This is a genomic window from Paenibacillus sp. BR2-3, assembly GCF_046529485.1.
In the GTDB taxonomy this organism is placed as follows: domain Bacteria; phylum Bacillota; class Bacilli; order Paenibacillales; family Paenibacillaceae; genus Paenibacillus_AQ.
This window is the reverse complement of the sequence record NZ_CP126311.1, coordinates 2,249,603-2,262,990: the sequence shown is the minus strand read 5'-3', so window position 1 is coordinate 2,262,990 and position 13,388 is coordinate 2,249,603. Positions and strand designations below refer to the sequence as shown.

The following is a 13,388-nucleotide window of genomic DNA, read 5'->3' as shown; positions in this document are numbered from 1 at the left end:
ATCATTGTCCCTAAAGCGCAACAAACTTATAGTAATACAGCCCATCCATAATTTCAAGGCGTTACTTAAAAAAGAGCAGAAAGTATCACCTTTCTTTCAAAATTTAAATGATTTCATAGACCTATAAAGTCCTAAAAAACGCAAAAAGAGCAGGACAGCGCCTGCTCCAATGTGAAACCCATTTCAAAGTTCGTATTAATTTACAGAATAATGGCGATTAAACCGCCAGAGCCTTCGTTAATAATACGGCCTAGTGTTTCCTGAAGCTTATAGCGGGCATTATCCGGCATCATGGCGATTTTACCCTGAATGCCTTCGCGGACGATGGAATGCAGTGATCTTCCAAAAATATCTGATTCCCAAATTTTGATCGGGTCATTCTCGAAATCCTGCATCAGATAACGCACAAGCTCTTCGCTTTGTTTCTCGGTTCCGATAATCGGCGAGAACTCCGATTCCACGTCTACACGAATCATATGGATGGAAGGGGCAGTCGCTTTCAGACGGACTCCGAAGCGCGAGCCCTGGCGGATCAGCTCCGGTTCATCAAGCGCCATTTCCGCCAGTGAAGGTGCTGCAATCCCATAGCCGGTCGTTTTGACCATTTCCAGTGCTTCGGCAAAGCGGTCATATTCGCGTTTGGCATGCGAGAATTGCTGCATCAGCTGCAGAAGATGATCCTTGCCGCGGATTTCAACGCCCACAACCTCCATGAGCACTTGATCATAAAGCTCTTCTGGAGCGTACAGGTCAATTTCCGCAACCCCCTGCCCCATATTCATACCGCTGAGGCCCGCTCTTTCAATGAATTCATATTCTGTAAATTGGGCTACAAGACGGTCTACATCCCGCAGGCGGCGGATATCTTTAACCGTATCACGAACCGAGTTTTCGTAACTGCTGCGCAGCCAATGATTCTCATCCAGCACCATAACCCAGCTTGGGAGATTCACATTAACCTCATGTACCGGGAATTCATACAATACTTCACGCAGAACACCCGTGACATCATCCTCGCTCATATTCGCTGCGCTGAGCGCCATGACCGGTATATCATACTTGGCGGCCAGTTCTCCCCGAAGCTGCTGCGTCTCCTCACTGCGAGGCCGTGTAGAGTTAATAACAAGCACGAACGGCTTGCCGACCTCCTTCAGCTCCGCAATCACCCGCTCTTCTGAATCTACATAAGAGCCGCGGGGAATCTCGGCAATCGAACCATCTGTAGTTACAACTACTCCAAGCGTGGAGTGCTCCTGAATAACCTTTCTTGTACCGATTTCCGCTGCCTCCTGGAACGGAATCGGTTCCTCGAACCACGGTGTCGAGATCATCCGCGGTCCATTTTCGTCCTCATAGCCTTTGGCGCCATCTACAGCGTAGCCTACACAGTCCACCAGCCGTACATTCACCTCAAGCCCTTCCGCCACCTTGATTTGCACAGCGTTGTTAGGGACGAATTTAGGTTCGGTTGTCATGATGGTTTTGCCTGCCGCGCTTTGCGGAAGCTCATCTATTGCCCGCAAACGATCGGCTTCACTCGTGATGTTGGGCAATACAATCGTCTCCATAAAGCGTTTGATGAATGTCGATTTTCCCGTGCGGACCGCGCCGACGACTCCAAGATAAATGTCTCCGCCGGTTCGCTCGGCAATGTCCTTGAAAATATCCACTTTTTCCAAAAGAGATCCCCTCCTCATATTACTCCGAAGAAAAAATGCCTGAAGAGCATCGACTTCGCGTTCCGCCGGTAGTCATGACCCTTCTACAGGACATTAACCGGGCTTTTCGTATGTCCGCCCGAAGCTTAGCCGCTTACGAAAACGGAACGTACTGCCCCGCGCTAAACTCCGAATGCTCGGACATGCATTTGGACTAGTATCATCATATGTATCCAGTACGAATTTATGACCTGCTTTTGCACAATTTGAGTTATGAATTCCAAAGAAGATACGCATCGCAAGCGTTCGGCACCCGGAAGCTTTCTCATCAATCATATGAGGACGGGACTTTGAAAAGAACCACTATTTAGATCACAACCTAAAGAAATCGCCCTTTCCAATCATGGAGGGGATTCTCCATGTGGAAAGCTGCGATTGAGGGTGCGTTCCGGCCTTATTGTCCGTTCGGCGCCTGCGGCACAGGCTGTTCATTTATCCATAGGTAAGGCAACGACTTGACCGGCACAAAATAGGAAGCCTGCTCCAGAGCAAGCCTCAGATCCTTATTCTGCTCGTGACCGCCCCCGTTCTTGTTAATAACAGCCATAATATCAAATACATAGTCGACATATACTTTTCCCTCTATATCCATAAGAAAGGGTAATACTTGACCGGAATAGACACTCGTTAGCTCAACAGAGCCAATTCCCGCCTTTTTGGTATCTAATAAATATAATCCCGGATAAATTTCCTCCCCCGACGGAAGCGCCCCTCCATGAGCAGACATATACCGGGTTACCTGAAGCTGCACATCATTCACCTTCTGTACGGTAGCAAGATCCATCACTTTAACAGTAGGGCTGCTCTCTTCGTTTAAAATCAAAAAATAAGCGCTGCCTCCCTTCTCAAAAGCTGTGGCGGGGATATCATCCAGATACCCTTTTTGATTCAGCAGGTTAAGATCAACCCGGAATTTCTCATATCTAGGGGTCGTGGTCTCGGCATTGATGATCGGCAGGAGTCCTTCCTCCTTCTGATAATCATCTACAGCAGACTGTATCCGCCTTACACTTTCCCGGTAATTCACCTTTGTCCGCCCCTCTTTATCTTCAGGGTACAGACAACCCGATAGTGTGATTGACAGAGAAAGAAAAACGCTTATTAAGATTAGTATACGGCCTTGGGAAGCCCAATCCTTTCGTATGTATCTCACTGTGTCCTCCTTCCTCCTGTGCCCGAAATGATATAGACGGGATTACCAAAGCGCATCGTCTTCCCTACGCCGCGCAGCTTCCAGCTTACGACGTACAGCAGCTTTCAACGGATCTTCCGGGACGATGACAGTGACATCCTCCCATACGGCTGTTTGGCAGGCCAGACGCACCCCTTTGTCCAGCAAGCCTCCCAGCTTGCGGCGTTCAGCATCACCTGGGGGGCGCACAAACGCCGCTTCCTGACTTTCCATCGTTACTTTACACATCAGACAACCCGCTTTCCCCCCACAGCGTGTTGTAATCGCTACACCCGCCTTACGCGCAGCCTCCAGCAGCGTTACACCGCGGGGTACGACAGCTTTACGGCCATCCGGCTGAAATACCACCGTTAGCCCCTTTTGCGAATTCATGAGGTCACATCCTTTCCAGTTCATGCGACAAAGAAACTGCCAAAAGCTCTTCGATTAGTAGTACATGAGACTGTTCCAGTAAATTGTGGTCAATCAAGGTCTGCAGCAGCGGCAAATGATTAGCCAGGTTCTTCCTCATTACAGCAGCTATGCCCTCATATCGGTCCCGCCTGCCACGCATTACGTTAAACACAAACTCATGAGCCAGAGGCATAAGCCTCAGATGTCCGATACCTTCAAAATAGGTACGAGGAGCATCCTGAAGCAACAGGCTTGTCTCTACAGTATACTGCGAAAGTCCGAAGCATACCTTGAAGCCGCATACCAGTTCAGCAGAATATTCTTCCAGCCTGTATTGGCTTCTTAGCGAGAAACAGCCCCGGCTCCAGTCTTCCTCCGGATGGTTAAGCGCCCATTTGCTTAAGGCGCTGTGCAGGACGTCAGCTTCTCCCAAGTCCGCATACAAATCTATATCACGTGGAGACACCTCCAGCGGCACCCCATGCAGCAGCAGTCCGCAGCTGCCGCCAAGCAGCCATAGAGGCGGCTTCTCCTCCCAATCAAAGCTTAATAGACCGCTTACATTTCTCAACGCTTCAAGCAGCCCAGGACGCATTTCCAAACCAGACATCGCCTCAGTCCCCATTTCAACAAAAGTCGAAGTGCGATTGCTAAGAAGAAACCTTATTTTCAGAAACCTTATTTTCAGAAATACGTTCTGTTCATCGCTATAATGATTCCTGGTGTCTTAACTGCTTCAAAGCATGCGCAAGCAGTGTCATTCCCAGCTGGGGCTTTATCTCTTTGGTAATGCTTTTCCCTTGTAACGGCTTACATAATTGAGGCGACTCCACCCAGAAGGCCAATAATCATGATCACAAAAGCAAACACGGACAGTACAGCTCTGATCAGACCCTTTGTCCTGCTGCGTGCAAAAGTAATCAGAAATACAGACAATCCCATAATCAGTATAGCGATCAGCGACAACCACATTTTTGTCATCGGATCCAAGGCCAAATCCCCCCATCAGCTGCATTTTATAGGCAACATTATATCATGAACCGGATCAAAAAAAGAACAAAAGCCGCCGGCAGGATGATCTGCCAGGTTCTTTTGCTCTTGTCTTAAAAAAGATAAGCTATTTTTTAAGCATCATTTTCATTAATGTTTCTATCGTTCCCGTACCTGCGCCGCCTTTTTTAACCGCATTGATAATATCTTGTACTGTATCTTCACTGACCGGTACTTTAGCCATTGATGACACCTGCTTAATTAACTGGCGGAGCTGGGCTTCATTCTGCATCGTCCCCGGCTTGACTGTGCTGGCCAGCTTTTTGACGGCGCCTTCGGTAATATTTTTGCCCGCTTTTTTGTTAATGGCGTTCAACGCATCCTTGGAAAAACTCTTGCTCACTTTTCATCCCTCCTCCGTCAATACCCATTAACAACATATGAGAATTTACGGCAAATGGTGAAAGTGCTCAGGAATGCCATTGCTCCCAGGTTTCCTGCGAAATAGCTTCCATTTCGGTCTTCCGGTCACGCCCCATCAACGCTTCGACGGCACTGCGGGGGCTTCTGCCTTGAAAGAGTACATGATAAATCTGATCCGTAATCGGCATCTGAACGTTCAGTTGGGCCGAGATCGCATAGGCAGCTTGCGTCGTGCGGATACCTTCTACTACCATTCCCATTGAATCCAGCACTTCCTGCAGCGGCTTGCCTTGTCCAAGCATGAAGCCTGCACGCCAGTTACGGCTATGCTGGCTGGTTGCCGTTACGACCAGGTCGCCGATACCTGCCAGTCCGGCAAAGGTCAAAGGGTTGGCGCCCATTTCGACACCCACACGGGAAATTTCAGCCAGTCCGCGAGTGAGCAGCGCCGCTTTCGCATTATCTCCAAAACCGAGACCATCCGAAAGACCCGCACCGAGCGCAATAATATTCTTGAGTGCTCCGGCAAGCTCTACACCAATCAAATCACGATTCGTATAGACCCGGAAGTCGTTGTTGATGAACAACTCCTGCGCTGCTGCTGCAGCCTTATCGTCCGGTGAAGCAACAACAACCGTTGTAGGACAACGGCGGACGACCTCTTCGGCATGGCTGGGCCCGGAGAGCACCACCACTTTTCCTTCCTGTATGCCCAGTTCCTCGGATATGACGGTTGACATACGCTTCATACTCTCCGTCTCGAACCCCTTCGTTGCATGAACGCACAGCATATCTTCCTTCCAATATGGCTTCAAGGCTTGGGTGACCTGGCGCATACCAGAAGAAGGAGCTACTATAACTACTGCTTTAGAACCAGCTACAGCAGTCTCCATATTCGTGGTGGCAACAATGTTGACAGGGAGGTCAATTCCCGGCAAATATTGCTGATTGGTGTGGGATCCATTGATCTCCGCAGCCTGCTCAGGATTACGCGTCCACAGATAAACTTCCGGATGGTTGGCCGCCAGCACGCTAGCCAGCGCTGTTCCCCAGCTTCCTGCGACCAGTACGGTGACCTTATCAGACAACGCGGTTCCCCCCTTTGGCTTTGGAGCCGATTTTGTTCTCACGGCCCTCGAAGATCTTTACGATATTGGTACGGTGCCGCCAAAATGCGAAGACCGCTATGATGAGGCTGGTCCACAGCACCGGCTGCGTAAATCCGCTCAGCAGATATATGATGGGTGTTAAAACCACAAAAATCAGTGAACCAAGCGACACATAGCGGGTAATGAATATGGACAGGATCGCGATAATTCCGGCCGTCAATGCCGGCCAGAAACAGAGAGTAGCCATAACGCCGATCGTAGTCGCAATGCCTTTACCGCCGCGAAAATGAAAGTACAGCGGCCAGTTGTGGCCGATAATGGCGGCGATCCCGCAAGCCGCAGCAACCCATGACCCCCATCCGCCAATCCAGGTCCCAAGCCAGACAGCGGCGATTCCCTTCAACACATCCAGAAGCAGCACTATGATTGCAGGTCCTTTCCCCAGAACCCGCAGCGTATTGGTAGCCCCCGCATTGCCGCTTCCGTACTGACGGATGTCAATTCCTTTCAGAAGCTTGGCGAACAATACACTAAAGCTGACGGAGCCAATCAAATAGCTTACAACGATAACCAGAACTTCAAGCGCCACACGAATTCTCCCCTAACCTTCGTCGGATTTACGCCGTGTAAAGATACGTATCGGCGTCCCTCCAAAATTAAACGCTGCGCGGATCTTATTCTCCAGATAACGCTCATAGGAGAAGTGCATCAGCGACGGATCGTTAACAAACACCACAATAGTGGGCGGCTTAACCGCAACCTGCGTCACATAGTTAATGCGCAAGCGCCGGCCTTTGTCCGTCGGTGGAGGATTAATGGCCACGGCATCCGATACAACATCGTTAACCAAATGCGTAGTAATCCGCATAGCATGCTGCTGAGCGACATGCTGCACAACCGGCAGCAGTTTTTGCAGACGCTGCTTGGTCAAAGCGGATAAGAAGACAACCGGGGCATAACTCATAAACAAGAAATGGTCACGGATATTCTTCTCGAAATTCTGCATCGTCTTATCATCTTTTTCGATGGCATCCCATTTGTTTACAACAAAAATCGCCGCTTTTCCTGCATCATGCGCATAACCGGCGATATGCTTGTCCTGATCAATGATACCTTCTTCACCGTTAATGACAACGAGTACAACATCGGCCCGTTCAATAGCACGCATGGCGCGCATTACACTGTATTTCTCAGTAGTTTCATACACCTTGCCGCGTTTGCGCATGCCGGCGGTATCTATAAGCACATAGCGTTGGCCATCACGTTCAAAAGGAGTATCAATGGCATCGCGTGTCGTTCCGGCAATATCACTGACGATAACACGTTCTTCCCCTAAAATGGCGTTCACCAAGGATGATTTACCTACGTTCGGGCGGCCGATTAAAGCCACACGAATAACATCCTCGTCGTATTCCTCCTCCTTAGGTTCAGGCAGACGCTCAGTTACAGCATCAAGCAGATCACCGATTCCTGTACCATGACTGCCGGAAATTCCGATAGGGTCTCCGAATCCGAGACTGTAGAACTCATAAATATCCTCGGTACGTTTCATATTGTCCACTTTATTGATGGCCAGCACAATGGGTTTCCCTGACCGGAACAGAATTTGTGCTACCTCTTCATCTGAATTCGTAAGTCCGCTCTTCGCTTCGCACATAAAAATGATGACGTCCGCTTCCTCAATGGCCAGCTCCGCCTGAACACGGATGGATTTCAGGATCGCGTCCTCACCGTCAATTTCAATACCTCCGGTATCAATTACACTGAATGACTTGCCATTCCAGTCTGAAATACCGTAAATCCGGTCACGTGTAATGCCCGGCTTATCCTCTACAATGGCCAGTCTATCGCCGATCAGCCGATTAAAAATCGTCGATTTTCCGACGTTAGGCCTCCCAACGATTGCCACAACGGGTCTTGCCATATTCATTCCTCCTGTCTTCCTTTACGCTACTCATCATAGCAAAAAACAATAAAATTGGCTAACACTCCTCAAAATCACCAATCTCACCGCAAATTTATTATTTCCCGATTCAGGGACCCCAAAAACACAATCGGCGAACCCCCGCATCGAGGGTTCGCCGATTACTTTACCCGGTATGAAACGAATCCCGTCCCTAAAAGGACGGGGAGGCGTTTCTTCTTAGTTAAGGGATTAGTTGTTACCCTTAAATTTGTCCAGCTTATCGCCAAAACGCTCAGCAAGTGTAAAGCTAAGGCCTTCATTGCTTAACGAAACGTTAGGATTGTTAAGCACTTCTTTAGGTCCTCTGTCTCTGTTGCTGTTGCTGCTTCTTTCAGGTCTGGCCGAAGGAGCTGGAGCTTCTTCAGTTTCTTTAATGCTCAGGCTCACGCGTTTTTCAGATGGATTGAAGTCGAGTACTTTCACTTGTACTTCTTGTCCTTCTTTCAACACTTCATGTGGAGTGCCGATATGTTTGTGAGAAATTTGGGAGATATGCACAAGACCTTCAACACCCGGAAGCAATTCTACGAATGCGCCAAAGTTGACAAGGCGTTTAACTTCACCTGTAACAATATCACCAATTTTGATTTGATCGCCGGCAGAATCCCAAGGACCTGGAGCAGCAGCTTTGATACTCAGGCTGATTTTGCCCTTCTCCGGATCTACTTTAAGTACTTTAACGCGAACTTTGTCTCCTTCAGAAACAACATCCGACGGCTTCTCCACATGGTTCCAGGCAATTTCGGATACGTGAACGAGGCCATCAACACCGCCTACATCAACGAAAGCGCCGAATTGAGTCAAACGTTGTACCGTTCCTTCAATAATTTGACCTTCGGAAAGCTCACCCATAATTTTAAGCTTGTTAGCTTCGAATTCCTCTTCAAGCACTTCTTTGGCGGAAAGGATTACTTTGCTGTTCTCACGATCCAGTTCTTTCACTTTAACGCGCAAAGTGCGGCCTTTGTAATCACTGAAGTCTTCTACGAAATGACGTTCAACCATGGAAGCCGGAATAAATCCGCGCGCGCCAACATCAGCTACGAGACCGCCCTTAACAACGTCAGCCACAGTAACTTCAAAGGTTTCCTGGGAAGCGAAATACTTCTCCAAATCTTCCCATGATTTTTCGCTGTCAATGGCACGCTTGGAGAGTACAAGACTTTCCTTGTTGTCATTGATGCTAACCACTTTGCATTCTACTTCTTGTCCAACTTCTACCGCCTCAGCAGCGTTGTCCAATTGTACGGATGACAATTCGCGAATCGGAATTACGCCGTCGTATTTATATCCAATGCTTACATAAGCTTGGTTATCTTCGATTTTGACGATCGTTCCTTTCACGGTGTCGCCTTTTTTCACGGAAATGATAACTTCCAAATCTTCTTGGCTCGCTTCTTCATTACTGTCAACAGCTTCTGCAGCTCCGTTGTTCTCTTCTACCACAGCGGATTCAACAGTTTCTGTCGCTTCTGCGTTCTCGTTGTTCTCAACGTTATCCGCAGATTCCTGATTTCTAATTTCCTCAGACATGTGATTACCCTCCTCGATTCAAAACCCCATTTATTTAAACCTGCGTAGAGCAGAGTTCAAAACAAGCATTCCCAAATAGTATGTTCCAAAATATAGCGGCTATGCCGTAATTTAACCTTGCTGATTACTTACTGCTTGGCTTACCCGTTTCCAGCATTTCACGAATCCTGCCCATAATCACATCTGTGACAGCTTCCAGCGAATCACTGCCGGCACCTGCAAATTCACTGAGATCGATGGGTGAACCATAAATGACAACCATTTTGCGAAAAGGCTTGTATTGACCGATGATCGCCGCCGGAACAACAGCAGCACCGCTACGAAGGGCAAAACTAGCTGCACCCTTCTTTGCTCCTACATCGGAATTACGAGTACCCTCCGGGAAGATTCCCATGACGTTGCCGCCACGCAGCGTATTAAGAGCCGTTTTAATGGATTCTTTGCTTACGCCCCCACGCTTGACAGGAAATGCTCCAACTTGCTTGGCTATCCAGCCTAGCACAGGAATTTTAAAAATCTCTGCCTTGGCCATATACTTTACCTGTCGCTTCAGCTTGATTCCCATTGTGAAAGGATCGAGCAAGCTGATGTGGTTCGCGCAGAGCAATACTCCGCCTTCTTTCGGCACGTTCTCCCTTCCCACTACTTTCAGAGGGAAAACAATGGCGTAAATCAAGCGTAATAATCCTCGGCAAATTACATAAATCATAAATGATTTCTCTCCCCGTCAACATGAGATCTGCAGTGGGACACAATGGCTTCAACGGCTTGATGGATATCCATAGAGGTCGTATCCAGAAGAATGGCATCCTCTGCACGGCGCAACGGTGAAATCTCCCGACCTTCATCAAGCCGGTCCCGCGCAGCTATATCCTTCTCCAACTGTTGCAGACTCACTACTTCCGCTTCTCTCAATTCCATATAACGGCGGAGCGCCCGCTCTTCTACACTTGCCGTCATGAATATCTTCACTTCGGCATCAGGCAATACTGTTGTGCCAATGTCGCGGCCATCCATAACGACCCCCTTGCGAAGCGCCATCTGACGCTGCAAATGACTGAGTCTGGATCTTACGCCTTCAATCTTAGAATACTGCGACACCAGGCCATTCACCTGAAGGCTGCGAATATGCGGGGTTACATCTTCCCCATTAATCAGCACCTTCTGCACATCTTTCTCCGGTATTAATTCAATCACCATATCGTGTACCTTTTGACACACTTTATCGTAATTCTCCGGCGATATGCCCTCGCGAATCATATACCAGGTTACCGCCCGGTACATAGCTCCCGTATCGACATAAATGTAAGACAGCTTCTGTGCTACCAATCGGGCTACAGTACTCTTGCCTGCCCCGGCAGGTCCGTCTATGGCGACGTTAATTCTGTCGTTAATGTGTGTACCCTGCCTATCCAACGGGGCATTCCTCCTCAAACACTCTTTCATCAAGAAAAAAGCAGGCATTGCCTGCGACTTATAAAATTATACCACAGTTTGTACGTCAGTGCAAAAGCGCACAGAGTAAAAAAATGATAAAAAAAGACTTTACCGGTTACGGAAATCGAATTGGCGCTCAAAACAGAAACGGATAATTTTTTGCCGCTCACTATCGGAAATGGCGGCAAATTTCAGCATCGCCAGCTTCCGTCCGTTCTCCAAGGGTTTGATTCTTACAACTTCTCCTTCAAAATAGACATGCTCGGTAGTTCCGTTCCGGTACGGCACCATCAGCCAGCAGGACAGCTTGCTGCCTACTTCGAGCTTTAAGCTAACGTCCGTAAGGAATGATGTTCCCCCTCCGCCGATATCATCTGTCCGCACGAGAAAACGGGCACCGCTGCCTTGCTTCAGGGCCAGTTCAAGTTCAGCGTTGACCCGCAAAAAACTGCGGCGCTGTATTTTAAAGATGGACTCTTCAACAGGCTTGCGTACCCGCACCATGCGGATTACATCTTCTTTAAAACCGATAACATGTGTATAAAAATAATTCTTGATGCCGCCCTCGGTCACGAAATAAACCGATAGCTCATCTCCAATAAACAGCTTTTTGAGCCGTCCGTTATTCTCCTGAATCGGAATTTCAATCAAGAACGCGTCGTCTTCTGTCTCTGCGATTCTCGATTTATATTCAATTTCCGCCTCTGCAGTGTCACCGGCAGCAATCTGAATGTAGAGATATTCGTTTATTTTGGGATACAAACCTGTCACCGCCACTTATGTAGTAAAATATTCTAATGCATATTATACCATGGCGTTTTGAAAGCCGGGTGAGAAAATAATATTACAAAAAAAAGAGACTGCCACCGGCCTTTTTAATGGCTCATGGGACAGTCTTTTGTATATTAACTGCTTGGCAGGAATGCTTTATTTATCCTGTGCTCCAGAAGAGGTTCTGATTTCCTCCACCGCCTCTTCATTTCCATCCGATGCGTTTAAGTAAATGCGGTATTGCGATCCATTGATTCTGCCCCCGAATTCATAGGTCAACATTTCCTCAGCATCATCATTTTCAATCCACGCAAGCCGGTTATAGAGCTCTTTGAAATCCGAATTCAGAAATTTCCTGGCCTCGGCAAGACTAAGCTCAGGCTTTGGAATTTCACGGTTGTCATCATGCTCATTAACGTAATCATTGGCCTGAAATCCGGTAACCTCACCTGTATCCAGACCGACACGAACGGTCATTTTCTCCGGATAGATCAGCACACCATCCTTGTCGGTTACAAAGGTTAAATTACCGAGATTATCGTAACGATCAGCACGGACAGCAGTCATATTAGGATATCCCTTTTGCTTCAGAAACTCCTGTGCTTTGGATACAGCCTTCTTCATGGATACCCGGGCAGTTCCGACTTCCCGGTTTTCGTTATAAGAAATCAGCAGGCCACCCTTGGTAGTAAAGTCCATACTGATGGGCACCGTTCCTTGTGGACCGCTAACTGTTGCTGTATAAGACGCCCACTCAGTGCCCTTACCATTCTCACGAACTTCGATTTTAGCTCCGCTTCCTGCACCTGCAAATTTAGCAGCCTTGGTTTTGATGTTCTCCGCCGTGACGGGAGCTCCACCCAGCTTTTTTACAGAACGTGTATCATAAATACTGGCTACAGAAGGTCCATAGTCTAATTCCGGATAGGCCGAAACCCTTTTATCGACGGTCTTGAAGCCATCAATAATCGTGTTGTCCGAAGGTTCTTCATCGGATGCCAAAGCCAAATCAACATCCACCCAGCGCAGCCGGTTATCAATTACTTTGTTCTGAACCTCCTGCAGGTCTTTGGAGATTTCTCCTGAGCTTTTGTAGAGCTCTTTTAAATTGTTCAGTTCCCCTTCTGTAAGAGGTTTTTTAGTAAAATCACGAACAGCGGCTTTATAAGAAAAATTGGAAATCTTCGAGAGAAACTCCTCAGTCTCACTGAAAGGCAGCAGTGCGAGAGGCAGCTGATTTATCTCGTTCTGCGCCTCACTGGTCAGCCGCCACACATTGACCAGTCCTTTACGGTGCATCCCGTCTGAAGCTGAACGAACTGCGAGGGTATTGCCCAGTTCCCCGTGCAGTCGCTCCACGTGGTACGACAAATCATGAAAGGCGCGCTGATACTGGTTCTCCGCCTTGATCATAATCGCATTTTTCTGCTTGTTCACCTGATATCCCCATACTAGCGCTCCGATCAGCAGCAGCGTGGTAAGAGGAAACATAACGGCACTCCATCTTTTATACATAAGGCTGCAAAACTCCTTTCCATAGCTTATTGCCGTTAGTTTGACAATAACGAAGGAGTCTTATTCACAAAAATCTCCACAATGATTCTCGCTCAAATCCATAGTGCACCCGAAGCTGCAATTATAGCCGCTCTTCAATCTGGAATCCGCTGCTATTGCTGCACAGGCACTGCTTGAAGCCCGTCTGGATCACGCCCTGCTCTTTAATTCCCCTTAATATGTAGGTCTCGCCGCACTGTTTGCAAAGAATACGAACTTTTACGCGCAAAAAAAAGACACCTTCCTCCTGACTGGAATCCCTCATTTTCGGAACTATCCTTCAGATGTAAGTGTGTCCATCT

General features: G+C 48.1%; 15 protein-coding genes. All 15 read right to left on the bottom strand.

Annotation, left to right across the window (positions count from 1 at the left end):
- Positions 1–200 precede the first annotated feature (200 nt).
- Positions 201–1,679: a stage IV sporulation protein A gene (spoIVA, locus tag PaeBR_RS10765; RefSeq protein WP_410514798.1), complete on the bottom strand. Its 1,479-nt coding sequence runs from the start codon at positions 1,677–1,679 to the stop codon at positions 201–203.
- A gap of 433 nt (positions 1,680–2,112) precedes the next feature.
- Positions 2,113–2,871 carry a hypothetical protein gene (locus PaeBR_RS10760; RefSeq protein ID WP_410514797.1) on the bottom strand — a complete coding sequence of 253 codons (759 nt, stop codon included), beginning with the start codon at positions 2,869–2,871 and terminating at the stop codon, positions 2,113–2,115.
- A gap of 42 nt (positions 2,872–2,913) precedes the next feature.
- On the bottom strand, positions 2,914–3,306 hold the full coding sequence (locus tag PaeBR_RS10755) for a 2Fe-2S iron-sulfur cluster-binding protein (RefSeq protein WP_410514796.1): 393 nt from the start codon (positions 3,304–3,306) through the stop codon (positions 2,914–2,916).
- Positions 3,287–3,913: a hypothetical protein gene (locus tag PaeBR_RS10750; protein ID WP_410514795.1), complete on the bottom strand. Its 627-nt coding sequence runs from the start codon at positions 3,911–3,913 to the stop codon at positions 3,287–3,289. Before PaeBR_RS10750 ends, PaeBR_RS10755 begins: the two co-directional genes overlap by 20 nt.
- A gap of 200 nt (positions 3,914–4,113) precedes the next feature.
- Complete coding sequence (locus PaeBR_RS10745) at positions 4,114–4,284, bottom strand: DUF2768 family protein (protein WP_410515152.1); 171 nt, start codon at positions 4,282–4,284, stop codon at positions 4,114–4,116.
- 136 nt (positions 4,285–4,420) lie between these two features.
- The gene (locus PaeBR_RS10740; protein ID WP_410514794.1) at positions 4,421–4,696 is read right to left on the bottom strand and encodes a stage VI sporulation protein F; all 276 of its coding nucleotides are present in this window, start codon (positions 4,694–4,696) and stop codon (positions 4,421–4,423) included.
- A 67-nt stretch (positions 4,697–4,763) separates the two neighbouring features.
- Complete coding sequence (locus tag PaeBR_RS10735) at positions 4,764–5,804, bottom strand: NAD(P)H-dependent glycerol-3-phosphate dehydrogenase (protein ID WP_410514793.1); 1,041 nt, start codon at positions 5,802–5,804, stop codon at positions 4,764–4,766.
- Complete coding sequence (plsY, locus tag PaeBR_RS10730) at positions 5,797–6,414, bottom strand: glycerol-3-phosphate 1-O-acyltransferase PlsY (RefSeq protein ID WP_410514792.1); 618 nt, start codon at positions 6,412–6,414, stop codon at positions 5,797–5,799. The genes PaeBR_RS10735 and plsY overlap by 8 nt, the downstream gene beginning before the upstream one ends.
- A 12-nt stretch (positions 6,415–6,426) precedes the next feature.
- Positions 6,427–7,749, bottom strand: a complete 1,323-nt coding sequence (gene der, locus PaeBR_RS10725; protein WP_410514791.1) for a ribosome biogenesis GTPase Der — start codon at positions 7,747–7,749, stop codon at positions 6,427–6,429.
- A gap of 231 nt (positions 7,750–7,980) precedes the next feature.
- Positions 7,981–9,324: a 30S ribosomal protein S1 gene (rpsA, locus tag PaeBR_RS10720; RefSeq protein WP_410514790.1), complete on the bottom strand. Its 1,344-nt coding sequence runs from the start codon at positions 9,322–9,324 to the stop codon at positions 7,981–7,983.
- 124 nt (positions 9,325–9,448) lie between these two features.
- Positions 9,449–10,033 carry a lysophospholipid acyltransferase family protein gene (locus tag PaeBR_RS10715; protein WP_410514789.1) on the bottom strand — a complete coding sequence of 195 codons (585 nt, stop codon included), beginning with the start codon at positions 10,031–10,033 and terminating at the stop codon, positions 9,449–9,451.
- On the bottom strand, positions 10,030–10,740 hold the full coding sequence (gene cmk / locus PaeBR_RS10710) for a (d)CMP kinase (RefSeq protein ID WP_410514788.1): 711 nt from the start codon (positions 10,738–10,740) through the stop codon (positions 10,030–10,032). Before cmk ends, PaeBR_RS10715 begins: the two co-directional genes overlap by 4 nt.
- A 129-nt stretch (positions 10,741–10,869) precedes the next feature.
- Positions 10,870–11,523 (bottom strand): flagellar brake protein, encoded by a 654-nt coding sequence (locus tag PaeBR_RS10705; RefSeq protein WP_410514787.1) that lies wholly within the window; start codon positions 11,521–11,523, stop codon positions 10,870–10,872.
- Between the two features lie 165 nt (positions 11,524–11,688).
- On the bottom strand, positions 11,689–13,047 hold the full coding sequence (gene ypeB, locus PaeBR_RS10700) for a germination protein YpeB (RefSeq protein ID WP_410514786.1): 1,359 nt from the start codon (positions 13,045–13,047) through the stop codon (positions 11,689–11,691).
- A gap of 121 nt (positions 13,048–13,168) precedes the next feature.
- Positions 13,169–13,315 carry a hypothetical protein gene (locus tag PaeBR_RS10695; protein ID WP_410514785.1) on the bottom strand — a complete coding sequence of 49 codons (147 nt, stop codon included), beginning with the start codon at positions 13,313–13,315 and terminating at the stop codon, positions 13,169–13,171.
- Positions 13,316–13,388 lie beyond the last annotated feature (73 nt).

Coding starts and splice junctions, on each gene's coding strand:
- PaeBR_RS10755 (WP_410514796.1), bottom strand. CDS start 3,306: ATGAACTGGAAAGGATGTGACCTCATGAATTCGCAAAAGGGGCTAACG.
- PaeBR_RS10750 (WP_410514795.1), bottom strand. CDS start 3,913: ATGTCTGGTTTGGAAATGCGTCCTGGGCTGCTTGAAGCGTTGAGAAAT.
- PaeBR_RS10745 (WP_410515152.1), bottom strand. CDS start 4,284: ATGACAAAAATGTGGTTGTCGCTGATCGCTATACTGATTATGGGATTG.
- der (WP_410514791.1), bottom strand. CDS start 7,749: ATGGCAAGACCCGTTGTGGCAATCGTTGGGAGGCCTAACGTCGGAAAA.
- rpsA (WP_410514790.1), bottom strand. CDS start 9,324: ATGTCTGAGGAAATTAGAAATCAGGAATCTGCGGATAACGTTGAGAAC.
- PaeBR_RS10715 (WP_410514789.1), bottom strand. CDS start 10,033: ATGATTTATGTAATTTGCCGAGGATTATTACGCTTGATTTACGCCATT.
- ypeB (WP_410514786.1), bottom strand. CDS start 13,047: ATGTATAAAAGATGGAGTGCCGTTATGTTTCCTCTTACCACGCTGCTG.